The sequence below is a fragment of the Dokdonella sp. GW821-FHT11D02 genome, from assembly GCF_058808595.1.
Map to the genome: position 1 here is coordinate 3,654,539 of NZ_CM179520.1, position 23,325 is coordinate 3,677,863.

The 23,325-nt window shown below is 64.1% G+C and carries 16 protein-coding genes, 4 tRNA genes and 1 other RNA gene; 1 reads left to right on the top strand and 20 read right to left on the bottom strand.

Annotation, left to right across the window (positions count from 1 at the left end; all coding sequences use genetic code 11):
• Positions 1-51 precede the first annotated feature (51 nt).
• The 20 genes from fusA to AC3QL3_RS15795 all read right to left on the bottom strand — a co-directional run bounded on the left by fusA (position 52) and on the right by AC3QL3_RS15795 (position 22,085).
• Complete coding sequence (gene fusA / locus AC3QL3_RS15700; RefSeq protein WP_492895031.1) at positions 52-2,142, bottom strand: elongation factor G; 2,091 nt, start codon at positions 2,140-2,142, stop codon at positions 52-54.
• A 219-nt stretch (positions 2,143-2,361) separates the two neighbouring features.
• Positions 2,362-2,829, bottom strand: coding sequence for a 30S ribosomal protein S7 (gene rpsG / locus AC3QL3_RS15705; RefSeq protein WP_343794027.1), 468 nt, complete (start codon positions 2,827-2,829; stop codon positions 2,362-2,364).
• Between the two features lie 77 nt (positions 2,830-2,906).
• Positions 2,907-3,281 (bottom strand): 30S ribosomal protein S12, encoded by a 375-nt coding sequence (rpsL, locus tag AC3QL3_RS15710; RefSeq protein ID WP_492895032.1) that lies wholly within the window; start codon positions 3,279-3,281, stop codon positions 2,907-2,909.
• Between the two features lie 243 nt (positions 3,282-3,524).
• Positions 3,525-7,727, bottom strand: coding sequence for a DNA-directed RNA polymerase subunit beta' (rpoC, locus tag AC3QL3_RS15715; RefSeq protein WP_492895033.1), 4,203 nt, complete (start codon positions 7,725-7,727; stop codon positions 3,525-3,527).
• Positions 7,728-7,847: 120 nt separating this feature from the next.
• Positions 7,848-12,017 carry a DNA-directed RNA polymerase subunit beta gene (gene rpoB, locus AC3QL3_RS15720; RefSeq protein ID WP_492895034.1) on the bottom strand — a complete coding sequence of 1,390 codons (4,170 nt, stop codon included), beginning with the start codon at positions 12,015-12,017 and terminating at the stop codon, positions 7,848-7,850.
• Between the two features lie 305 nt (positions 12,018-12,322).
• Positions 12,323-12,700 carry a 50S ribosomal protein L7/L12 gene (gene rplL / locus AC3QL3_RS15725; RefSeq protein WP_492895035.1) on the bottom strand — a complete coding sequence of 126 codons (378 nt, stop codon included), beginning with the start codon at positions 12,698-12,700 and terminating at the stop codon, positions 12,323-12,325.
• A 51-nt stretch (positions 12,701-12,751) separates the two neighbouring features.
• Positions 12,752-13,279 carry a 50S ribosomal protein L10 gene (gene rplJ / locus AC3QL3_RS15730; RefSeq protein ID WP_492895036.1) on the bottom strand — a complete coding sequence of 176 codons (528 nt, stop codon included), beginning with the start codon at positions 13,277-13,279 and terminating at the stop codon, positions 12,752-12,754.
• Positions 13,280-13,579: 300 nt separating this feature from the next.
• Positions 13,580-14,281 (bottom strand): 50S ribosomal protein L1, encoded by a 702-nt coding sequence (rplA, locus tag AC3QL3_RS15735; RefSeq protein WP_492895037.1) that lies wholly within the window; start codon positions 14,279-14,281, stop codon positions 13,580-13,582.
• 2 nt (positions 14,282-14,283) lie between these two features.
• On the bottom strand, positions 14,284-14,712 hold the full coding sequence (gene rplK, locus AC3QL3_RS15740; protein ID WP_492895038.1) for a 50S ribosomal protein L11: 429 nt from the start codon (positions 14,710-14,712) through the stop codon (positions 14,284-14,286).
• Between the two features lie 145 nt (positions 14,713-14,857).
• The gene (gene nusG, locus AC3QL3_RS15745) at positions 14,858-15,418 is read right to left on the bottom strand and encodes a transcription termination/antitermination protein NusG (RefSeq protein ID WP_492895039.1); all 561 of its coding nucleotides are present in this window, start codon (positions 15,416-15,418) and stop codon (positions 14,858-14,860) included.
• Between the two features lie 8 nt (positions 15,419-15,426).
• Entirely contained in the window at positions 15,427-15,816 is a 390-nt protein-coding gene (gene secE / locus AC3QL3_RS15750) for a preprotein translocase subunit SecE (RefSeq protein ID WP_492895040.1), read from the bottom strand.
• A 126-nt stretch (positions 15,817-15,942) separates the two neighbouring features.
• Positions 15,943-16,018: transfer RNA gene (locus AC3QL3_RS15755), tRNA-Trp, on the bottom strand.
• A 134-nt stretch (positions 16,019-16,152) separates the two neighbouring features.
• Entirely contained in the window at positions 16,153-17,343 is a 1,191-nt protein-coding gene (gene tuf / locus AC3QL3_RS15760; RefSeq protein ID WP_492895030.1) for an elongation factor Tu, read from the bottom strand.
• A gap of 93 nt (positions 17,344-17,436) precedes the next feature.
• Positions 17,437-17,512 (bottom strand) — tRNA-Thr (locus tag AC3QL3_RS15765).
• Positions 17,513-17,607: 95 nt separating this feature from the next.
• Positions 17,608-17,681, bottom strand: a tRNA-Gly gene (locus AC3QL3_RS15770).
• A 92-nt stretch (positions 17,682-17,773) separates the two neighbouring features.
• A non-coding RNA gene (locus AC3QL3_RS15775) (RtT sRNA) lies at positions 17,774-17,910 on the bottom strand.
• A gap of 37 nt (positions 17,911-17,947) precedes the next feature.
• Positions 17,948-18,033 (bottom strand) — tRNA-Tyr (locus AC3QL3_RS15780).
• Between the two features lie 135 nt (positions 18,034-18,168).
• Positions 18,169-21,006: a type 2 lanthipeptide synthetase LanM family protein gene (locus AC3QL3_RS15785; protein WP_492895041.1), complete on the bottom strand. Its 2,838-nt coding sequence runs from the start codon at positions 21,004-21,006 to the stop codon at positions 18,169-18,171.
• Between the two features lie 213 nt (positions 21,007-21,219).
• Complete coding sequence (locus AC3QL3_RS15790; RefSeq protein WP_492895042.1) at positions 21,220-21,414, bottom strand: DUF6229 family protein; 195 nt, start codon at positions 21,412-21,414, stop codon at positions 21,220-21,222.
• 167 nt (positions 21,415-21,581) lie between these two features.
• Positions 21,582-22,085 (bottom strand): acyl-CoA thioesterase, encoded by a 504-nt coding sequence (locus AC3QL3_RS15795; protein ID WP_492895043.1) that lies wholly within the window; start codon positions 22,083-22,085, stop codon positions 21,582-21,584.
• Between the two features lie 133 nt (positions 22,086-22,218).
• Between AC3QL3_RS15795 and AC3QL3_RS15800 the strand changes: the two genes are divergently transcribed.
• Positions 22,219-23,289, top strand: coding sequence for a DUF11 domain-containing protein (locus AC3QL3_RS15800; protein ID WP_492895044.1), 1,071 nt, complete (start codon positions 22,219-22,221; stop codon positions 23,287-23,289).
• Positions 23,290-23,325: the final 36 nt, after the last annotated feature.

Below are 23,325 nucleotides of genomic sequence, written 5' to 3' on the forward strand. Positions count from 1 at the left end.
GCCACGCAGGACCGCGCCTATCGTTTGCGATCGTCGATCGCAGGTTTGAACTCAACCCTTCTTGATCACCGCCTCGGCGATATTGTTCGGCGCTTCGGCGTAGTGATCGAATTCCATCGTGAAGGTCGCGCGGCCCTGCGACATCGATCGCAGGGTGGTGGCGTAACCGAACATCTCGCCGAGCGGGATCATCGCATCGATGACCTTGCCCGACGGCGAATCGTCGGAGCCTTGCAGCACGCCACGACGACGACTGACGTCGCCCATCACGTCGCCGAGATAATCCTCCGGCGTCACGATCTCGACCTTCATGATCGGCTCCAGCAAGACCGGGCCGGCCTTGTCGAAGCCTTCCTTGAAACCCATGGAAGCGGCGATCTTGAACGCCATTTCGTTCGAATCGACTTCGTGAAACGAGCCGTCGACGAGCTTGATCTTGATGTCGACGACCGGGAAGCCAGCCAAGGGACCGCTGGTCATCGCCTCCCGAATGCCCTTGTCGACGGCCGGTACGTATTCTTTGGGTACCGAGCCGCCCACCGTCAGATTCTCGAACAAGTAACCGGCGCCGCGATCCTGCGGTTCGATCTCCAGTACGACATGGCCGTACTGGCCCTTGCCGCCGGACTGGCGCACGAACTTGCCGTCTTGCCGCACCGGCCTGCGGATCGTTTCGCGATACGCCACCTGCGGCTTGCCGACATTGGCCTCGACGTTGAACTCGCGCTTCATGCGGTCGACGATGATCTCGAGGTGCAGCTCGCCCATCCCCGAAATGATCGTCTGACCGGACTCCTCGTCCGAGCGCACGCGGAACGACGGATCTTCCTGCGCGAGACGCGACAGGGCGATGCCCATCCGCTCTTGATCCGACTTGGTCCGCGGCTCCACCGCCATCGCGATGACCGGATCGGGGAACGTCATACGCTCCAACGTGATCACGTCGTTCTGCGCGCACAACGTGTCACCGGTGGTGACGTCCTTCAAACCGACCGCCGCGGCGATGTCGCCGGCGCGCACTTCCTTGATTTCGTCGCGCTCGTTGGCGTGCATCTGCAAAATGCGGCCGACGCGCTCTTTGCGGCTCTTGACCGGGTTGTAGACGGTGTCGCCGGAGTTCAGCACGCCCGAATAGACGCGGAAAAACGTCAGCGAGCCGACGAAGGGATCGGTCATGATCTTGAACGCGAGTGCCGAGAACGGCTGATCGTCGCCGGCGAGGCGCGAACCTTCGCGTTCGTTCTCGTCGATGCCCTTGACCGGCGGCCGATCCGACGGCGCCGGCAGGTAGCGTACGACGCCGTCGAGCATCGCCTGCACGCCCTTGTTCTTGAACGCCGTACCGCAGAACACCGGAATCAGCGTATTGGCCAGCGTACCGGCGCGAATGCCGCTGTGGATATCGTCCTCGTCGAGAGAACCCTCTTCGAGGTATTTGTTCATCAGATCTTCGGACGTCTCCGCGGCGGACTCGACCATGTAGTCGCGCGCCTGCTTGGCCTCGTCGATCAAGCTCGCGGGAATCTCGCGGTATTCGAATTTCATGCCCTGGGATTCGGTATCCCAGTAGATCGCTTTCATCTTGACCAGGTCGATCACGCCCTCGAAATCGTCCTCGGCGCCGATCGGCACCTGCATCGGCACCGGATTCGCGCCGAGACGGCTTTTCAGCTGCGCCACGACTTTGTCGAAATCGGCGCCGGTGCGATCCATCTTGTTGACGAAGGCGAGACGCGGCACGCCGTACTTGTTGGCCTGGCGCCAGACCGTCTCGGACTGTGGCTGCACGCCACCGACCGAGCACAGCACGAAGACGGCGCCGTCGAGCACACGCAAGGAACGCTCGACTTCGATCGTGAAGTCGACGTGTCCGGGCGTGTCGATGATGTTCAAACGATGCTGCGGGAACGAGCGATCCATGCCGGTCCAGAATGCCGTCGTCGCGGCCGACGTGATCGTGATGCCGCGCTCCTGCTCCTGTTCCATCCAGTCCATCGTCGCGGCACCTTCGTGCACTTCGCCGATCTTGTGACTGACGCCGGTATAGAACAGGATGCGCTCGGAAGTCGTGGTCTTGCCGGCATCGATGTGGGCCATGATGCCGAAATTACGATACCGTTCGATGGGAGTCGTGCGTGCCATGATGCGCCTCGGCGACCGTCCGTGATCGCGAAAATCAGCCGGCGTCCGTCCCGGTCGCCCTGCTCCTGCAACTTTCCCTGATCGCGGAAATCAAGCAGCGGCCGAATGGCCGCCGTTCGTCTTTTGCGGCCATCCCTGAGCGAGGTTTTTGCGGTTGCCCTTGATCGCGGAGATCAAGGAGCGGGCATCCTGCCCGCACTTGCAACCAAGAGCGTTCGATTACCAGCGGTAATGCGAGAAGGCCTTGTTGGCTTCCGCCATGCGATGCGTCTCTTCGCGCTTCTTGACCGCGCCGCCGCGGTTCTCGGAAGCTTCGAGCAACTCGGCTGCGAGCTTGCGCGGCATCGAGTTCTCACCGCGCTTGCGCGCCGCGTCGATTAGCCAGCGCATCGCCAGCGCGGTACGACGCGAAGAACGCACTTCGACCGGGACCTGATAGGTGGCGCCGCCGACGCGACGCGACTTGACTTCGACCGCGGGCGCGACGTTGTTCAGCGCCTTCTCGACCAGTCCGACCGGCTCGGCGTGCTTCTCGCCGATGTGATCCAGCGCGCCGTAGACGATTTTCTCGGCGACCGACTTCTTGCCGCTCTGCATCACCATGTTGATGAAGCGAGCGATGACCTGGCTGCCGTGCTTGGGATCGGGCAGGAGTTCACGAGTGGGGGTATTACCTTTACGCGACATATTCTCTTCTCAATGATGCGGCCACGAAGGCCGCTTGATACTCAAGCGCCGTAGCGCCTGTGTTGTGCGAGCGGAAATCAGCTCTTCGGGCGCTTCGCGCCGTACTTCGAACGGCTCTGGCGGCGCTTGGCAACACCGGCCGCATCGAGACTGCCGCGCACCGTGTGGTAGCGCACACCCGGCAGATCCTTCACACGACCGCCGCGGATCAGCACGACCGAGTGCTCTTGCAGGTTGTGGCCTTCGCCACCGATGTAGCTGATGACCTCGAAACCGTTGGTCAGGCGCACCTTGGCGACTTTGCGCAGCGCGGAGTTCGGCTTCTTCGGCGTCGTCGTGTAGACGCGCGTGCAGACACCACGACGCTGCGGACAATTGGCCAGCGCCGGCGAGGCGCTCTTGTAGGCCTTCGACTGCCGCGGCTTGCGAACCAGCTGATTGACTGTTGACATGCGTAGGACCGTGCTCACGAAGCCTGGGAAGGAGGCTTCTGGGTGAATATTCGGGCGAACCCCGGAGGAAACAAAAGGCAGGCCGAAAAATCGGCCTGCCAAGACAAAAAAGTCTAACGTGCAGCTAACGAAACCGTCAAGGTTTCGCGCTTGGCTCCCTGCACTCGAACACGAGGCGATTCCTTCGCCTCATTTCGATGAGTGGCGCCCCTGAGGGGGCGCGTATCAATCAGTCGACGCGGATCAATGGTCGCCGTCTTCGGCGACCGCCTCGGCCACCGAACTCGTGGCGCCAAGCGTCTCGCGCTCCAGCTCGGTCAGGGTTCCTTGCTTGCTACGCCGTTGAGCGTGATAGGCAAGGCCGGTACCGGCCGGAATCAAGCGGCCGACTATAACGTTTTCCTTCAGACCCCGCAAGGTATCGCGGGTGCCGCGCACCGCCGCCTCGGTCAAGACGCGCGTGGTTTCCTGGAACGAAGCCGCCGAAATGAACGACTCGGTCGCCAGCGACGCCTTGGTGATGCCGAGCAGCACCGGCAACATCTCGGCCGGACGCTCGTTGCGCGCCTCGGCACGAGTGTTCTCTTCGAGCAGGCGCATGCGGTCGACCTGCTCTCCGCGCAGGTAGCGCGTATCGCCTGCTTCGGCCACTTCGATCTTGCGCAGCATCTGGCGAATGATCGCTTCGATGTGCTTGTCGTTGATCTTCACGCCCTGCAGGCGGTAGACGTCCTGGATTTCCTTGACCAGGTACGCCGCCAGCGGCTCGACGCCGAGCAGGCGCAGGATGTCATGCGGATTGGGCTCGCCGTCGACGACGGTCTCGCCCTTCTCCACGTGCTCGCCTTCGAACACGATGACGTGACGCCACTTTGGAATCAGCTCCTCGTGCTCGTTGCCGTCCTGGTCCTTGATGATCAGACGCTGCTTGCCCTTGGTGTCCTTGCCGAAGCTGATCACGCCGGAGCGCTCGGCCAGAATCGCCGGCTCCTTCGGCTTGCGCGCCTCGAACAAATCCGCCACGCGCGGCAGACCGCCGGTGATGTCGCGCGTCTTCGAAGTTTCCTGCGGAATACGTGCGACGACGTCGCCGATGCCGACCTCAGCTCCGTTCTGCAAGCTGACGATCGCGCCGGCCGGCAAGAAGTACTGCGCCGGAATGTCGGTGCCCGGCAGACGCAGCTCACCGCCCTTCTTGTCGACGATGCGCACCATCGGACGCAGATCCTTGGCGCCGCTGCCGCGACGCTTCGGGTCGGTGACGACGGCGCTGGCCAAGCCGGTCAGCTCGTCGATCTGCTCCTGCACGGTGACGCCGTCGGTGAAGTCGATGAAGCGGACCACACCGGCGACTTCCGACACGATCGGATGGGTATGCGGATCCCACTTGGCGACCAGCTGGCCGGCCTTGACCGCGGCACCGTCCTTGGCGTCGATGACCGCGCCGTACGGCACGCGGTAACGCTCGCGCTCGCGACCGTGTGCATCCATCACCGACAACTCGCCCGAACGCGACACCGCGACCAGGTGGCCGGCGTTGTGCGCGACCGTCTTCAAGTTGGTGAACTTCAGCGTGCCGGTGGTCTTGACCTGCACGTTGTCGACCGCGGCCGCTCGCGACGCCGCGCCACCGATGTGGAACGTACGCATCGTCAGCTGCGTGCCCGGCTCGCCGATCGACTGCGCGGCGATTACGCCGACCGCTTCGCCGATGTTGACCAGGTGACCGCGCGCGAGATCGCGCCCGTAGCACATCGCGCAGACGCCGAAACGCGCGTCGCAGGTGATCGGCGAACGCACCAGGATCGACTGCACGCCGGCCGCTTCGATCTTGTCGACCATCGCTTCGTCGAGCAGGGTGTTGCGCGTGACGATCGGATCTTCGTCGTTGCCCGGGGCGAACACGTCTTCGGCCACGACGCGGCCGAGTACGCGGTCGCGCAGCGGCTCGACCACGTCACCGCCTTCGACGATCGGCGCCATGGTGAGGCCGTTCTTGGTGTGGCAGTCGGTCTCGGTGACGACGACGTCCTGCGCCACGTCGACCAGACGACGCGTCAGGTAGCCCGAGTTCGCGGTCTTCAACGCGGTATCGGCCAAGCCTTTACGAGCGCCGTGGGTCGAGTTGAAGTACTGCAGGACGTTCAGGCCTTCGCGGAAGTTCGCCTTAATCGGCGTCTCGATGATCGAGCCGTCCGGACGTGCCATCAAACCGCGCATGCCGGCGAGCTGACGAATCTGCGCCGCGCTACCGCGCGCGCCGGAGTCGGCCATGATGAACAGCGAGTTCATCGACTTCTGCTCGACCGCCTCTCCCTTCGCGGTCTTGACCTTGTCGGCACCAATGCCCTTCATCATCGCCGCGGCGACTTGCTCGTTGGTGCGCGACCAGATGTCGACGACCTTGTTGTAGCGCTCGCCGGCGGTGACCAGGCCTGACTGGTACTGCTGCTGGATCTCGGTGACGTCCTTCTCGGCCGCCTCGAGGATGCCCTTCTTCTCGGCCGGGATCTTCATGTCGTCGATGCCGATCGACATGCCCGCGCGCGTGGCGTAGTGGAAGCCGGTGTACATCAGCTGGTCCGCGAACACGACCGTGTCCTTCAGACCGAGCCGGCGATAGCACTGGTTGATCAGGCGCGAGATCGACTTCTTGGTCAGCTCCGTGTTGGCCAGCGCGAACGGCAAGCCCTCCGGCAGGATCTCGGCCAGCAGCGCACGACCGACCGTGGTATCGACCAGGGCCGTCTTTTCAGTGCGCGCACCGTTCTCGTCGATCTCGACCTGACGCAGGCGCACCTTGACCTTCGCGTGCAGTTCGACTGCACGGTTGTCGTAGGCGCGATGCACTTCGGCGACGTTGGCGAACGCCATGCCCTCGCCCTTCACGTTCTCGAGCGCACGCGTCATGTAGTACAGGCCGAGCACGACGTCCTGGGTCGGCACGATGATCGGCTCGCCGTTCGCCGGCGACAGGATGTTGTTGGTCGACATCATCAGCGCGCGAGCTTCGAGCTGCGCTTCCAGCGACAGCGGCACGTGCACGGCCATCTGGTCACCGTCGAAGTCGGCGTTGAACGCGGTACAGACCAGCGGATGCAGCTGGATCGCCTTGCCTTCGATCAGCACCGGCTCGAACGCCTGGATACCGAGGCGATGCAGGGTCGGCGCGCGGTTCAACAACACCGGATGCTCGCGGATCACCTCTTCGAGGATGTCCCACACCTCGGCGCTTTCGCGCTCGACCAGCTTCTTCGCCGCCTTGATCGTGGTGGCGAGACCGCGGCGCTGCAGCTTGGAGAAGATGAACGGCTTGAACAGCTCCAGCGCCATCTTCTTCGGCAGGCCGCACTGGTGCAGCTTGAGCGTCGGACCGACCACGATGACCGAACGGCCGGAGTAGTCGACGCGCTTGCCGAGCAGGTTCTGGCGGAAACGGCCCTGCTTGCCCTTGATCATGTCGGCCAAGGACTTCAGCGGGCGCTTGTTGGTGCCGGTGATCGCGCGACCGCGACGACCGTTGTCCATCAACGCGTCGACCGCTTCCTGCAGCATGCGCTTCTCGTTGCGCACGATGATGTCGGGCGCGTTGAGTTCGAGCAGGCGCTTGAGGCGGTTGTTGCGGTTGATGACGCGGCGGTACAGATCGTTCAGATCGGAGGTCGCGAAGCGACCGCCGTCGAGCGGCACCAGCGGACGCAGATCCGGCGGCAGCACCGGCAGCACGGTCAACACCATGAACTCGGGACGGTTGCCCGACTCGAGGAAGGCCTCGACCAGCTTGATGCGCTTGGACAGGCGCTTCAGCTTGGTCTCCGAATTGGTCGAGGCGATTTCCTCGCGCAGCTTGATCAGTTCCTGGTTCAGGTCGATCGTCTTGAGCAGCTCGTAGACGGCTTCCGCGCCCATGCGCGCGTCGAACTCGTCACCATGCTCTTCGACCGCCTGCAGGTACTGCTCTTCGTTGAGCAGCTGACCGCGCTCGAGCGCCGTCAGGCCCGGATCGACCACGACATAGGCTTCGAAATAGAGGATGCGCTCGATGTCGCGCAAGGTCATGTCGAGCATGAGGCCGATGCGCGAAGGCAGCGACTTCAGGAACCAGATGTGCGCGGTCGGCGAAGCCAGCTCGATGTGACCCATGCGCTCGCGGCGCACCTTGGCCAGCGTCACTTCGGTGCCGCACTTCTCGCACACCACGCCACGATGCTTCATGCGCTTGTACTTGCCGCACAAGCACTCGTAGTCCTTGATCGGGCCGAAGATCGCCGCGCAAAACAGACCGTCGCGTTCGGGCTTGAACGTACGGTAGTTGATCGTCTCGGGCTTCTTCACTTCGCCGAACGACCAGGAACGGATCAGGTCCGGCGAGGCCAGCGCGATCTTGATCGAATCGAAATCGAGCGACTGGCGCTGCTGGTTGAACAGATTGAGCAGGTCTTTCATTTTTTACTCCGGGATTCGAGATTCGGGATTCGGGATTCGCAAGAAGCCGGGGATTTAGGAGTCGGAGATCGCGAGCGCTTGGCTACGCGTATCTCCAATCTCCAATCCCCAATCCCGGCTCTACCTCTCTTCCAACTCCATGTTGATGGCGAGCGAGCGGATTTCCTTCACCAACACGTTGAAGGATTCCGGCATGCCCGCGACCATCTCGTGGTCGCCATCGACGATGTTCTTGTACATCTGGTTGCGGCCGGAGACGTCGTCGGATTTCACCGTCAGCATCTCCTGCAGCGTGTACGCCGCGCCGTAAGCCTCGAGCGCCCAGACTTCCATTTCGCCGAAGCGCTGGCCGCCGAACTGCGCCTTGCCGCCGAGTGGCTGCTGCGTGACCAGCGAGTACGGACCGGTCGAACGTGCATGCATCTTGTCGTCGACGAGGTGGTTCAGCTTCAGCATGTGCATGTAGCCGACCGTGACCGGGCGATCGAACGCCTCGCCGGTGCGACCGTCGAACAACGTGGTCTGACCCGACTCCGGCAACTCGGCCAGGCGCAGCATCGCCTTGATTTCTTCTTCGAACGCACCGTCGAACACCGGCGTCGCCATCGGCACGCCGTCGGTCAGGTTGCGCGCGAGATTGAGCAGCTCCTCGTCGGTCAGCGACTTCAAGTTGACGTGGTGGCCGGCGGCTGCTTCCTTGCTCGCGTGCGCGTTGTAGACCTCGTCGAGGAACTTACGCAGCTCGGCGACCTTGGCTTGCGCCTTCAGCATGCGGTCGATCTTTTCGCCCAGGCCCTTCGCGGCCCAGCCGAGGTGCACCTCGAGAATCTGGCCGATGTTCATACGCGACGGCACGCCGAGCGGATTGAGCACGATGTCGACCGGACGACCGTTCTTGTCGTACGGCATGTCTTCGACCGGCACGATCATCGACACGACACCCTTGTTGCCGTGGCGTCCGGCCATCTTGTCGCCCGGCTGGATGCGGCGCTTAACGGCCAGATAGACCTTGACCATCTTGAGCATGCCGGGCGCGAGGTCGTCGCCGGCCGTGATCTTGGCCTGCTTGGCCTTGAAGCGGCCTTCGAACTCTTCCTTGTGACCCTTGATCTGCTCCTGCGCACGCTCGAGGAACTCGGCCGCATCCTCGTCCTTCATGCGGATCGCGAACCACTCGTCCTTCTTCAGGCTGTCGAGGTACTCGTCGGTGATCTCGGCGCCCTTCTTCAGGCCACCCGGACCGCCGTTCGCGACCTTGCCGACGATGGCCGTGCGGATGCGGTTGAAGATCGCGCCCTCGAGGATGCGGAACTGGTCGTCGAAGTCCTTCTTGACGCGCTTGATCTCCATTTCCTCGATCTGGCGCGCGCGCTTGTCCTTCTCGATACCGTCGCGCGTGAACACCTGCACGTCGATGACGGTGCCGTCCATGCCGGGCGGCACGCGCAGCGAGCTGTCCTTCACGTCGGACGCTTTCTCGCCGAAGATCGCGCGTAGCAGCTTCTCTTCCGGAGTCAGCTGCGACTCGCCCTTCGGCGTGACCTTGCCGACCAGGATGTCGCCCGCTTTGACTTCGGCGCCGATGTAGACCACGCCCGATTCGTCCAGACGCGCCAATGCCTGCTCGCCGACGTTCGGAATGTCGGCCGAGATTTCCTCCGGGCCGAGCTTGGTGTCGCGCGCCTGGCAGGTCAGCTCTTCGATGTGGATCGTGGTGTAGCGATCCTCTTCGACGACACGCTCGGACAACAGGATCGAGTCTTCGAAGTTGTAGCCGTTCCACGGCATGAACGCGACCAGCATGTTCTGGCCGAGCGCGAGCTCGCCGAGGTCGGTCGAGGAACCGTCGGCCAGCACGTCGCCTTTCTCGACGCGATCGCCGACGTTGACCAGCGGACGCTGATTGAGGTTCGTGTTCTGGTTCGAGCGCGTGTACTTGGTCAGCGTGTAGATGTCGACGCCGGCGTCGTTGTCGCCGATCTCGTCTTCGTTCACGCGCACGACGATACGGCCGGCATCGACCTGGTCGATCAAGCCGGGACGCTTCGCCGCCACGGTGACGCCGGAGTCACGCGCGACCGCGCGCTCGATGCCGGTGCCGACCAGCGGCGTCTGCGAACGCAAGGTCGGTACCGCCTGACGTTGCATGTTCGCGCCCATCAGCGCGCGGTTGGCGTCGTCGTGCTCGAGGAACGGCACTAGCGCCGCCGCGACCGACACGGTCTGCATCGGCGACACGTCCATGTAGTTGATCTCGCTCGAGGGACGCAGCTCCGATTCGCCGCGGAAGCGGCAGGAGACGTATTCCTCGACGAAGGTGCCGTCCTTGTTCAACGGCGAGTTCGCCTGCGCGATCACGTATTCGCCTTCGTCGATCGCCGACAGGAATTCGACCTTGTTGGTGATCTTGCCGTGCTCGACCTTGCGGTACGGCGTCTCCAGGAAGCCGTAGTCGTTGGTGCGCGCGTAGACGGCGAGCGAGTTGATCAGGCCGATGTTCGGACCTTCCGGCGTCTCGATCGTGCAGACGCGGCCGTAGTGGGTCGGATGCACGTCGCGCACTTCGAAGCCGGCGCGCTCGCGCGTCAGGCCGCCCGGACCGAGCGCCGACACGCGACGCTTGTGCGTGACTTCGCTGAGCGGGTTGTTCTGATCCATGAACTGGCTGAGCTGGGAGGAGCCGAAGAACTCCTTCACCGCCGCCGCGACCGGCTTGGCGTTGATCAGGTCCTGCGGGGTCAGGCCATCGGCCTCGGCCAGGGACAAACGCTCCTTGACCGCGCGCTCGACGCGCACCAGACCGATGCGGAACACGTTCTCGGCCATTTCGCCGACCGAACGCACGCGCCGGTTGCCGAGGTGATCGATGTCGTCGACGATGCCGCGACCGTTGCGGATCTCGATCAGCACCTTCATCACGTCGAGGATGTCCGAGCCGACGCCGAATTCCTTCACCAGGCCTTTCGAGGTCTCGTCGTTGCGCTCGCCGAAGTACTTGGCGTCGTACAGGATGCCCGGGCCCTTGTCGTCCTTGCGGCCGACGCGGCGGTTGAACTTCATGCGGCCGACGCGATCGAGATCGTAGCGCTCGGAGGAGAAGAACAGGTTCTGGAACAGGTTCTGCGCCGCGTCCTTGGTCGGCGGCTCGCCCGGTCGCATCATTCGATAGATTTCGACCAGCGCTTCCAACGGCGTGCGCGAGGGATCGATGCGCAGCGTCTTGGAGATGTAGTCGCCGCGGTCGAGATCGTTGACCCACAAGGTCGCCAGCTTGTCGACGCCGGCCTTGCGGAACGCTTCCAGGTGCGCGTCGTTGATCTCGTCGTTGGACGAAGCGAGCAGCTCGCCGGTCTTGATGTCGACCACGTCGTGCGCGAGGATGCGGCCGACCAGGTACTCGTCGGGTACTTCCAGCGACTTGATCTTGGCGTTGTCGAGCTGACGCACGTGACGCGCAGTGATGCGCTTGCCGGCCTCGACGATGACGTCGTCACCGACGCGCAGATCGAAGTTCAGCGTTTCGCCGCGCAGGCGCTCGGCGACGAGGTCGAGCGTGGCGCTGTCCTTCTTGCCGAGGTGGAACACGTTCTTCTCGAAGAAGATGTCGAGCATCTCTTCGTTGGTGTAGCCGAGCGCGCGCAGCAGCACCGTCACCGGCAGCTTGCGGCGACGATCGATACGCGTGAACAGCGCGTCCTTCGGGTCGAACTCGAAGTCCAACCACGAGCCGCGATAAGGAATCACGCGCGCGCTGTAGAGCAGCTTGCCGGACGAATGCGTCTTGCCGCGGTCGTGATCGAAGAACACGCCCGGGCTGCGATGCAGTTGGGAGACGATGACGCGCTCGGTGCCGTTGACGATGAAGGTGCCGGTATCGGTCATCAGGGGCAGTTCGCCCATGTAGACCTCCTGCTCCTTCACGTACTTGATCGCCTTGTTCGACGATTCCTTGTCGTAGATGACCAGGCGCACGGTCACGCGCAACGGCGCGCCGTAGCTCATGCCGCGCGAGCGGCACTCGCGCTCGTCGAACGGCGGCTCGCCGAGACGGTAGTTGACGTACTCCAACGCGGCGCTGCCGGAATAGCTGGTGATCGGGAACACCGATTTCAGCGCCGCGTGCAGGCCCTTGTCCTCGCGCGCGTTCGGCTCGACCTCGGCCTGCAGGAACTCACGATACGAGTCGACCTGGATGGCGAGCAGGAAAGGAACGTCCAGAACCGGCGGACGCTTGCCGAAATCCTTGCGGATTCGCTTCTTTTCGGTGAAGGAGTAGGTCGTCTGGGTCATGAGGAGCACACCTCTGTACAACGTGCGGCGAGGGCGAGTCGCCGGGGGGAAAAGCGGAAGGGAGAAGCGGACATCGGAAATCGCAGGTAGCGCCAGATGGGGGCGGCGCCTGCGATTTCCCATGCCCGTTCGCGAAACCTGCAACGGGCAAAGCCCGGGGGCTCGCGCCCCCAGGCTTGGCTTGTCATTCCGGCGAAAGCCGGAATCCAGTGGCTTTTGATTTTTCTATCGCTATCGCTGTCAAAAGAGCTGGATCCCGGATCGACGTACCTCCTTGTGCTGTCCGGGCTGACTTCATCCTGAAGTCACTTGACCTCGACGGTCGCGCCGGCAGCTTCCAGATCTTTCTTGAACTTCGCTGCGTCGTCCTTGCTGACCGCATCCTTGACGGTGGCCGGGGCCGACTCGACGAGGTCCTTGGCTTCCTTCAGGCCGAGGCCCGTGATCGCGCGGACGACCTTGATGACTTCGACCTTCTTCTCGCCGGCCGACTTCAGGGAGACCGTGAACTCGGTCTGCTCTTCGGCCGGAGCGGCGGCGGCGGCGGCGGGACCGGCGGCCATGGCGACCGGAGCGGCCGCGGACACGCCAAACTTCTCTTCCATCGCCTTGACCAGTTCCATCACCTCGACGAGGGACTTGGACGAGATCGCTTCGATGATCTGCTCGTTGCTAAGGGACATGATTCAAACTCCTGGATACGACTGTTAGTGAAATACCGAGTGGCGAATGGCTCAAGCGGCCTGCTTCTGCTGAGCGACCGCATTCGTCGCGCGCGCCAGCTGAGCGGCGGGCTCCGAAAGAACGCGGACCAGCATGGTCGCGGGCTGCACCATCACGCTGAGCAGCATGCTGAGTGCCTGATCGCGGGTCGGCAGCGAGGCGAGGACGTCGACGTGCGACCCCGGATACGCCTTGCCGCCAATGGCGACCAGTTTGGCCTTGAGCTTGTCGTTGGCCTTGGCAAAGTCCTTGATCAACCGACCGGCTGCGCCGGGGTCTTCCTTCGAAAAGGCGTACAGCAGCGGACCGGTCAATGCGTCCTGGACGCATGCGTAGTCCGTGCCTTCCACAGCGCGGGACACCAAGGTGTTTTTCGCCACCTTGAGGAAAACCCCGCCCTGACGGGCCTTCTTGCGCAGCTCGGTGAGCTGCTCGACGGTGAGACCGGCGTATTCGGCGGCGACCAGGGAATGCGCCTTGGCAGCCACATTCGCCAGTTCGGCAACGACCTCTTTCTTTTGCGCAAGATTGAGCGCCATTGCTTTCTCCGAACCGGGTTCCGGGACGCTCCTGCGCGCCGGTTCCCTGAAGCGTTCACGGTTCCGACTCCTTCGGATCCGTCGACGTCTCTCGACGTCTGCTTGGTGGCCGTTCCAGGTAAAAGCCTGAAGGGCTGCACCATCTACGCAGGCTTGTCGTTTAAGGCTCGCGCCGCCTGCGGTCTTTGACGGCCCTCGTTCGCACGAGGTGCCCTCAAAATTCTTGGTTTACTTTTGCGTTCGTCCTTGAACACGGAAGATCACGACCGGCCATTCATGGCCGATCTATTCACGAAATGCTTAAGCCGAAACGCTCGACGGGTCGACCGGCACGCCGACGCCCATCGTGCTCGACAGCGACACCTTCTGCAGGAAGATGCCCTTCGCGCTCGCCGGCTTCGCCTTGACCAGGTCGGTCAGCAGCGCGTTGAGATTTTCCTTCAGCGCATTGACGTCGAAGCTCGCCTTACCGATCGAGCAATGCACGATGCCGGCCTTGTCGTTGCGGAACTTGACCTGACCCGCCTTCGCGTTCTTGACCGCGGTGACGACGTCGGCGGCGACCGAGCCGTCCTTCGGGTTCGGCATCAGGCCGCGCGGACCGAGCAGCTGGCCGAGCTTGCCGACCACGCGCATCGCATCCGGCGTCGCGATGACGCGGCCGAAATCGAGATCACCGGCCTGCATGCGCTCGGCCAGATCTTCCATGCCGACCGCATCGGCGCCGGCCGCCTTGGCCGCTTCGGCCTTCTCGCCGGGCGGGCAGAACACGGCGACCTTGACCGTCTTGCCGGTGCCGTGCGGCAGCATCACCGAGCCGCGCACGCCCTGATCGGACTTCTTCGCGTCGATGCCGAGACGAATCGCGACGTCGACGGATTCCGGAAACTTCGCCTTGGCGCCGTCTTTGACGATCTTCAGGGCATCCTCGATCGCATAGACCTTGCCCAGAGTGACGGTTTTGGCCAGGGCCTTGTAACGCTTGCTGATTTTCGTGCTCATCGTCAGATCTCCGACACCAGGCCCATGCTGCGCGCGCTGCCCGCGATGGTGCGGACGGCGGCGTCCAGATCCGCTGCGGTCAGATCGGGCTCCTTCGCCTTGGCGATGTCCTCGAGCTGCTTGCGCGTGACCTTGCCGACCTTCTCGGTGTTCGGACGCTTCGAACCGGACGTGATGCCGGCCGCCTTCTTCAGCAGGATCGACGCCGGCGGCGTCTTCGTGATGAAGGTGAAGGTGCGATCCGAATACGCGGTGATGACGACCGGAATCGGCAGACCCGGTTCCATCTTCTGCGTCGCGGCGTTGAACGCCTTGCAGAATTCCATGATGTTCAGGCCGCGCTGACCGAGCGCCGGACCGACCGGCGGCGACGGGTTGGCCTGACCGGCCTTGACCTGCAATTTGATGTAGCCGACTACTTTCTTTGCCATTGTGTTCGCTCCTGGAGTTCAAACGTCTGCACGTCGATGAAGACTGCGGGACTCCTCCGTCGTTTATGCGGCCCTCTATGACCGCGAAGAACAGACCGGCATCCGTGCCGGACCTTTCATGAAAGCGCCGCCTGCGCGGCGACGCTTACGCTTTTTCGACTTGGCCGAACTCGAGTTCGACCGGCGTCGAACGGCCGAAAATCAGTACCGCCACGCGCAGGCGGCTCTTTTCGTAATTGACTTCCTCGACCACGCCGTTGAAGTCGTTGAACGGGCCGTCGGTGACGCGCACCATTTCACCCGGCTCGAACAGCACCTTCGGGCGCGGCTTGTCGGCGCCTTCCTGCACGCGTTGCAGGATGCTGTCCGCTTCCGAGTCGCGGATCGGCAACGGGCGATCCGCCGTGCCGCCGATGAAGCCCATGACCTTCGGCGTTTCCTTGACCAGATGCCAGGATTCGTCGTCGATCTTGATCGCCTTGCCTTCGTCGTGCGTTTCGATCTGCACCAGCACGTAGCCGGGGAAGAACTTGCGCTCGCTGCGACGCTTCTGGCCGCCGCGCATCTCGATCACTTCTTCGGTCGGCACCAGCACTTCGCCGAACTTCTGCTCCATGCCCGCGCGCGCGACACGCTCCTTCAGCGAACGCGCGACCGCGTGTTCGAAGCCGGAATAGGCATGCACCACGTACCAACGCTTGCTCATGCCTTTCCTCAGTGACCCAGTTTCAGCAAGTTGTCGAGCACGACCCACTTCAAGGTGAAGTCGATCAAGCCGAGCAACAGGCTCAGGATGATCACCACCACGATGATGACCAGCGTCGTGCGCAGCGTTTCCTCGCGCGTGGGCCACACCACCTTGCGCAGCTCGAACTGCGATTCGGCCAGGTACTCACGCACCGAGCGACCGAGCGCGGTGAACGCGGCGACGGCGAGAGCGGCGATCGTGCCGGCCAGCAGCACGCCCAATCGCGCCCAACCGTTCCAGACGTCGGCGAAGTAGTAGTAGGCGACGATGCCGGCTACCAGCAAGACGCCCGCGAGCGTCAGCTTGACGATATCGAGCGCGTTGCCGCCGCCTGCTTTTTCGACCTTAGTGTTCATGTCTTCTTTTGAAGAGTGCAGCCATCGATGGCCGCTTTCCCTGCGTTCACGGATGAGCGCAGAAATGACAGGAATGCGGCCGGAGGGCCGCTTTTCGGTGCGATCGTGCTAGATCGCAGAAGTAACTGGCACGCCAGGAGGGACTCGAACCCCCAACCTGCGGTTTTGGAGACCGCTGCTCTGCCAATTGAGCTACTGGCGTGTGATGTACTCGCGCCGTCCTCCGTGACGACAAAGAGGTAGACCAGCATCCCTGCTGGACTACTCGCGAACAGCTCAGCTTTGGCAGGAGATTCGGAATTCGTTGCGCGAATCCCGAATCTCCGATTCCAGCGTTTACTGGATGATCTTGGCCACCACGCCGGCGCCGACGGTACGGCCGCCTTCGCGAATCGCGAAGCGCAGACCCTCGTCCATCGCGATCGGCGCAATCAGCGTCACCACCATTTTGATGTTGTCGCCCGGCATCACCATCTCGACGCCTTCCGGCAGCTCGCACGCACCCGTCACGTCCGTCGTACGGAAGTAGAACTGCGGACGGTAGCCCTTGAAGAACGGCGTATGACGGCCGCCTTCTTCCTTCGACAGCACGTACACCTCCGCCTCGAACTTCGTGTGCGGCGTGATGCTGCCCGGCTTCGCCAACACCTGGCCGCGCTCCACGTCGTCGCGCTTGGTGCCGCGCAACAGCAGACCCGCGTTGTCGCCCGCCTGGCCCTGATCCAGCAGCTTGCGGAACATCTCAACGCCCGTCACCGTCGTCTTCTGCGTCGGACGAATGCCCACGATCTCGATTTCGTCGCCCACCTTGATCACGCCGCGCTCGATGCGCCCCGTCACCACCGTGCCGCGACCCGAAATCGAGAACACGTCTTCGACCGGCATCAGGAACGCCTTGTCGATGTCGCGCTGCGGCTCCGGAATCCACGTGTCCAGCGCTTCCACCAGCTTGATGATCGCCGGCACGCCGATTTCGCTCTGATCGCCTTCCAGCGCCTTCAGCGCCGAACCCTTCACGATCGGCGTGTCGTCGCCCGGGAAGTTGTACTTCGACAGCAGCTCACGGATCTCCATCTCGACGAGCTCCAGCAGCTCTGCGTCGTCGACCATGTCCGCCTTGTTCATGAACACCACGATGTACGGCACGCCGACCTGGCGCGCCAACAGAATGTGCTCACGCGTCTGCGGCATCGGACCGTCCGCCGCCGAACACACCAGGATCGCGCCGTCCATCTGCGCCGCTCCCGTGATCATGTTCTTCACGTAGTCCGCATGACCCGGACAATCCACGTGCGCGTAGTGACGGTTCGGCGATTCGTATTCCACGTGCGCCGTCGAAATCGTAATGCCGCGCGCCTTCTCTTCCGGCGCCGCATCGATCTGGTCGTACGCCTTGAACTCGCCGCCGAACCGCTCCGCACCGATCTTCGTCAGCGCCGCCGTCAGCGTCGTCTTGCCGTGGTCCACGTGACCGATCGTGCCTACGTTCACGTGCGGCTTCTTGCGCTCGAATTTTTCCTTGGACATGCCGAAGAACCCCGATCTGATGGAAACAAAACTAGTTGGAGGCGAAATTGCAAAACACAAACCGGCTCGCCACCGGCGCGCCGAAACTACAAATGGTGCTCACGAATGGAATCGAACCATCGACCTCCTCCTTACCAAGGAGGTGCTCTACCGACTGAGCTACGTGAGCGTGTACTTGTGCGGCCCTCCATGACCGCGAAGAACGACGCTGCATCCATGCAGCACTTTTCAATACAGAGACCTTGAAACTTTTCAGCAGTTCGATGGAGCGGGAGACGGGAATCGAACCCGCACAATCAGCTTGGAAGGCTGAGGTTCTACCATTGAACTACTCCCGCGCCGGAGAACCTGCTTGGGTATTGCGCCGACGGGCCGAAACCTATCGGATGCCGCTGTCCTTGAGCCTGCCGAAAAAAAACCGGCTCGATCTTGGTGGAGGGAGGTGGATTGCTCCGGGCATCCTGCCCTCCGCCCCTCCGGGGCCAGCCCTGCGGGCTGTCCAAAATCGCTCCTGCGATTTTGTCGAACCACGTCGGTGGATCTCATCCACCTCCTGCGGCTCCGTTGTTCGTTGAACCTGCCCAGAAGCCGGCTCGATCTTGCGTGGTGGAGGGAGGTGGATTCGAACCACCGAAGGCGTAAGCCAGCAGATTTACAGTCTGCCCCCGTTGGCCGCTTGGGTATCCCTCCGGAATTTCCTTTTAGAACTTTTTTGCTCGAACCCGCGCCACAAGAAGGGCACGGGCACGGAGCCGCGCATTGTCCTGTCCGCTACGGGATACTGTCAAGGCCTCGGACGCACGGAATTGCATCCGGCGACGCGAATCAAAGGTCGAGGCCGCCCAGCGTCAGAACCGAAGGCAGATCGCTGTCGGGGTGCGCTCTCAGCAACTGGTAGGCAATGCCGCCCAGGCCCGTCATCAATCCCGGCATGAACACCTCACGCACCGAGCCGCAGACCGGTCCGTGCGTCTCGATGCCGCTGACGATCTCCGCCAGCAGGCCTTCGCGTGACAGCTCCGGCGGGGCCAGTCCCGCTGCGATCGCGCGGTCCAGCAGCTCCCAGCTGCCGAGGTCGCCATGGCAGAGGCAGTGGTTCCAGCCCAGCCCCAGACGCGCCACGGCGGCCGCTGCGCGCTTAACCTGCAACCGCGCCGCCGGCTGCTGCAAAGACGGATCGAGATCCGCATGCGCGAGCCCGATGCCGACCGCGCCATGGCACCAAGCGGCCGTGCTCTTGATCCCCTCGATGCCGCGCAAATCGAGCCAATTGGCTTCATCGGCATCGAACAGGCCCTCTTCGAACGCAAACGCCGCGACCGCCAGCTCGGCGTGGCGTGCCTGGCCGTCGGTTCGGGCCAGCTTGCTCAGGGCCCAGCCGATCCCGCTCACGCCGTGTGCGAAGCCGCCGATGCCGTCGGGCCAGCGGTCGGCATCGACCCAGAACGCCGTTTTCCCGCTCCGCCGGCAACGTTCGGCGAGCAGATCGCCCAATTCGCCGGCCATCGTCCGATAGCGTGCATCCGCAGCAGCCCGAGCCAAGGCCAACAGCGGCACGATCGCGCCCGCGACGCCGGTCAAAAGGTCGTTGCTTTGGTCGGCGGCGGCCGCCTCCGGCAGGTACGCCGCCAGTGCGCGAGCACGCGCGAGACCCGCTTCGCCGTCGCGACCCCAGCGCGCCAGCAGCAAATGGCTCCAGATCTGCGAACCGAGGCCGATGTAACCGCCCGGCGCGCGCGGCCGCAGCTTGAAGCGCTCGCGCTCGAGCGATTCGCGCTTGCGTACCGCGAGATCCAGCGTATGCAAGACGGCGTCGAACAATCCGCTCAAGCCGGCGACCGCATCGGCGCGCCCCGCCTCGACCTCGCGCAAATAGGCCGCGGTCAACACGGCGATGCCGGACAGGCCGCCATAGAGATCCTGCTCGATCGGCTGGACCGACCAACCGTTCGGACGCAAGGTCGGCGCGATCCAGGCCACGCTACCGTCCTCGCCGCGCAAAGCCGTGGCGGCGAGCCGCTCGACGATCTTGGCGGCCTGGTGGCGGCGACGCTGGTCCAGATCGTCGCGGCGGACGTGCTCAGGCCGCAGCGAACGCTCGGGCGGCCGCCAGCCGTCGTTGATGTAGGCGCTGACCAGAGTCGCTTCGATGACGCTGCGCTCCAGCTCGAAATCGGCGCTGCGCCAATCCGCCAGCGCCGCTGCGACCCGATTTTCCGCTTCCATCCACTGCGTTCCGCGCGGCCCTTGCAGCCGGCCTGAACCGGCGAGCGCCCCGAAATACGGCACGTCGCCGTGCAGCAGTTCCTCGATCTCGGCCTCGATCACCCGCGCATCGCTCGGCGCCACGGCTGAATTTCCGGCCATGCGACCGAGCAGTTCGCGCGCACGCTGCCGCGCCGGCGCCTCCTCGTGCAACGAAGCCGGATGCCACAGCATGCGTCCGATTTCCGCGTAGGTTTCGGTCGAGCGCGGCACCACCCGGATGCGACAGCGCGCGAAATCGTCCAGTCGCGATTCGAGCTCGCCGGCTTCGTCCAGCCGACGCAACTGCGCGCTCATCTCGTCGAAGCCGGCCAGTATCTGCGGCCACTGCAGCGCCAGCGCCGGCTGCTCGCTCGGATGGTTCTGCGCTGGCACCGGCTCAACCTGCGCCATGTCGATGCGCGCGCTGTCGGTACCGGCGTCGGCGATGTAGGGCTGCGCCAGCCGCGGCTGCTGGCCGCGCAAGAGGCCGAGGCCGGAGCTGTCGATGCCATACCAGCCGAGGCCACCGCCGCGCCCCGGCAAGAGGCCGACCGACAAGACGGTGCGCCCGAGCAGTGCCAGCGCGCCGTCCAGCGCCTGGCCGCGTCCCGAAGGCGGCCGCGGCGGCCGCGGCGTGAACAAGGTTTCGCAATCGACTACGACCGGATGCGGCCCTGCCGCGATCAGATTCTCGGCATGCAGATCGCTGCCGCCGAGCACGCGCATCACCGCCAGCCAGTGACCGATGCCGCGGTAGAAGGCACGCAATTGTTCGTCGTCGCTGGCGTAGCGATGCGCGACGAACTCGGTCCATCCGTGTTCTCCGAAACCGATCGCATTCGGCACACGCATCGTCGACGGCGATTCGCCCTCACGAGTGAGCCCATCGACGAACCGGCGCAAGGCGAGATCGATCTCGACCGGACGCGGCTTGTAGACCAGCCGACCGCCTTCGCAGCGCAGCAGCGCCACCGTGCGTCCGCCGGCATGGCTGTCGCCGGCACCGAAGCCGAGCTCCAGCAGCTCACCCGGCGGCTGCCCGCACAAACTCTCGAGGCGATCGCGCTCCGCGCTCCAATGCTGCGCGAAATCTGCCGCCGCCGCGCAACGGTTGCTCGCCAGACGTCGGATACGTCCGAGCAAGGTCGGATAGTGCACCGCTAGCCCATCCCAGAAAGCGGGCTGCGCAGACAGCTCGCCGAATTGGTGCCAGCGTTGCGCCGGATCGGCACCGTCGAGCCGGCCGGTGACGCGGGCCGCATTCAATTCGAGCAACAAGAGCCGGCTCAGCTTGCCGTGCAGCACTGCGGTCAGCGATGCGCGCGCGGTGGCGCCGATGACGGCGCGTTCGCGCGCACCGAGCCCGCGCAGGGTCGCGAGTTGCGCGTCGAGCTGCTGCAACGGGGGTTCGGACATTGGGGCCAATGAGGCCGTGAAATCCGCCGGTGCCTCGTCCGCAGCTTCCATACCCGATGCGACTCCCGGCGTAACGACGATCCCAGCCCACGCCCGGAGCGGGCGCGAACGGGCTGGCGGTGTGTTAGGTGCTGAAAGCGTTTGGGCCGCCGCGCCGTCTTTTCGACGGCGAGCGGCGGCCCAACGCGATTCCCACGACGAGATCGAACCTCGTCAGATACAACAGAACGAACAACGCGATCCGGTGCATTCCGAAGCGGTCACGCACGAGGTCGGTCCGGCCTCTTCGCCGACGATATCCGACTCGGCGTATTCGCCGCCGACGAACAGCGGACCCGCTGGATTGCTTGCCGATCCGTTACTACGCCACTGAGCAACCAGCACCGTGCCTTCCGAAGCTTCGTTCATGGTTTTGCCCTCGCAGTTCTCCGAGCTGGACATGCCGAAGTCGCGATACTCGAGGAAGCCAAGCGTCCGAGCCCTTTCGAATTGTTCTTCCAGCGTCTACGGCACGCCTGGAATCTAGTCCCGCGGTTTGAAACGGTCAACTCGAAACGACGTCGCCTGAAGCGCCGTCAGGCGGCTGGGGGCGCGGTCGGCGCAGGCCGGAATCGCGCGACCTCGGCCTCCATCGTCTTCGACAGCTCGATCAAGCGCTTGGCGTACTCGGCCAGCCGCCGGTCCTCGTCGTTCTGCGCCTGCCACGCCGGCACCGGTGTCGGCTTGCCGTCCGGCGCGTCGAGCGCGACGAAGGAGATCACACAACTGGTCGCGATACGTTCGGCCGAAGTCTTCAGATCGCGCGCGCTGACGTCGACCGCGAAATGCATGCTGGAATTGCCGGTGTGGATCAGCTTGCAGCGCACCTTGACCAGATCGCCGATCAGGATCGGGGCGACGAACTGGATGCCGCCGACCGCGACCGTCACCGCGTAGCGGCCGCTCCAACCGACCGCGGCGGCGTAGCCGGCCTGGTCGATCCACTTCATCACCATGCCGCCGTGCACCTTGCCGCCGAAGTTCACATCGGTCGGTTCGGCCAGGAAACGGAACTCGACCTCGCGCTGCTGACCGGGCATCGGGCACCTCCGCAATCGTGGCCGCCAAGTCTAGGGATTCGGAGCTGTCTTGTGTGATTGCGGTCGCTTTGCCGGAGCGCCGCGGTCCGTAAGCTGAGCCGTCCGCGCAGGGGTGCGGCAGGGGGAAACGAAGATGGCAGCGACACGATGGTTCGGGCTCGCACTCGCCCTGGCCGGCCTCGCCCACGCGAGCGAGGTGACGGTCAAGAACGACTCTTTGGTCGACAACACGAGCGGCGTCGTGGTCACCGGCTTTGCCGCCGGCGAAGGTGCCGCCGCTTGGCTGACCTCGCCTTGCGACGGCCGCATCGTCGCCGCGCAGGTGTTCTGGCGCTCGCAGGACGCCACCGCCGCCCAAGTCATCGGCGATTCGCTCGACGTCTATCGCGCCGGTACGTTCCCCAATCCCGGCGAACTCGCCGCCGCCATCGGCGGCCCGGTGCTCACCGACGGCGTCATCAACGAATACCGCTATCTCGACGAGAACAACACGATTCCGTTGAGCGTGCCGGTTCTGCAGAACGAAACCTTCGTCGTCTCCTTCACCTTTGCCGAAGCGCCGCCGGCGCCGGAAGGCCCGAGCCTGGTGCGCGACACCAACGGCATCACCGCGGAGCACAACGCGCTCTACGGCGACGTCGGCGCCGGCCTGCACTGGTACGACGCGGTGACGGTGGGCATCACCGGCGATTGGGTATTGCGCGCGGTGGTGAACTGCCAAACCGTCTCGACCCAAGCCGATATCGGCATCACCATGACCGCCGAGCCGACCGCCTACGTCGCCGGCGCCGCGCTGGCCTACACGATCACAGTCGCCAACGCGGGGCCCGCCAACGCACCCAGCGTCACCGTCGTCGACGCGTTCCCGCAAGCCTACGTCGGCGCGACGTGGACCTGCGCCGCCAGCGGCGGCGCCATTTGTCCGACCAGCGGCAGCGGCACCATCGCGCAGATCGTCAATCTGCCGGCCGCCTCGCAGATCGTCTTCAGCGTGAACGGCAGCGTCGCCGCCGGCACCAGTGGAACGCTGAGCAATTCGGCGACCGCCGTGGTCGCGCCGCCGCAGTCCGATCCGGCAACGACGAACAACACGGCGGCACTCGATCTGCAGCCCGCCGACATCGATTCGATCTTTGCCGACGGTTTCGAAGCGGCGGCGCGCGCTGCGTTCGTCAGCGAGCGCTGGAGTCGCCGCAGGCGCTAAGAAGACGTCAGCCGCGTATCGCCTAGCGGCTGCGCG

Bases quoted from the DNA above. Each gene is read 5' to 3' on its own strand.
- rpsG (WP_343794027.1), bottom strand. From the start codon at position 2,829: ATGTCGCGTAAAGGTAATACCCCCACTCGTGAACTCCTGCCCGATCCC.
- rpoB (WP_492895034.1), bottom strand. From the start codon at position 12,017: ATGACCCAGACGACCTACTCCTTCACCGAAAAGAAGCGAATCCGCAAG.
- secE (WP_492895040.1), bottom strand. From the start codon at position 15,816: ATGAACACTAAGGTCGAAAAAGCAGGCGGCGGCAACGCGCTCGATATC.
- tuf (WP_492895030.1), bottom strand. From the start codon at position 17,343: ATGTCCAAGGAAAAATTCGAGCGCAAGAAGCCGCACGTGAACGTAGGC.
- AC3QL3_RS15785 (WP_492895041.1), bottom strand. From the start codon at position 21,006: ATGTCCGAACCCCCGTTGCAGCAGCTCGACGCGCAACTCGCGACCCTG.
- rpsL (WP_492895032.1), bottom strand. From the start codon at position 3,281: ATGTCAACAGTCAATCAGCTGGTTCGCAAGCCGCGGCAGTCGAAGGCC.
- AC3QL3_RS15795 (WP_492895043.1), bottom strand. From the start codon at position 22,085: ATGCCCGGTCAGCAGCGCGAGGTCGAGTTCCGTTTCCTGGCCGAACCG.
- rplL (WP_492895035.1), bottom strand. From the start codon at position 12,700: ATGTCCCTTAGCAACGAGCAGATCATCGAAGCGATCTCGTCCAAGTCC.
- rplJ (WP_492895036.1), bottom strand. From the start codon at position 13,279: ATGGCGCTCAATCTTGCGCAAAAGAAAGAGGTCGTTGCCGAACTGGCG.
- rpoC (WP_492895033.1), bottom strand. From the start codon at position 7,727: ATGAAAGACCTGCTCAATCTGTTCAACCAGCAGCGCCAGTCGCTCGAT.
- rplA (WP_492895037.1), bottom strand. From the start codon at position 14,281: ATGAGCACGAAAATCAGCAAGCGTTACAAGGCCCTGGCCAAAACCGTC.
- rplK (WP_492895038.1), bottom strand. From the start codon at position 14,712: ATGGCAAAGAAAGTAGTCGGCTACATCAAATTGCAGGTCAAGGCCGGT.
- fusA (WP_492895031.1), bottom strand. From the start codon at position 2,142: ATGGCACGCACGACTCCCATCGAACGGTATCGTAATTTCGGCATCATG.
- nusG (WP_492895039.1), bottom strand. From the start codon at position 15,418: ATGAGCAAGCGTTGGTACGTGGTGCATGCCTATTCCGGCTTCGAACAC.
- AC3QL3_RS15800 (WP_492895044.1), top strand. From the start codon at position 22,219: ATGGCAGCGACACGATGGTTCGGGCTCGCACTCGCCCTGGCCGGCCTC.
- AC3QL3_RS15790 (WP_492895042.1), bottom strand. From the start codon at position 21,414: ATGAACGAAGCTTCGGAAGGCACGGTGCTGGTTGCTCAGTGGCGTAGT.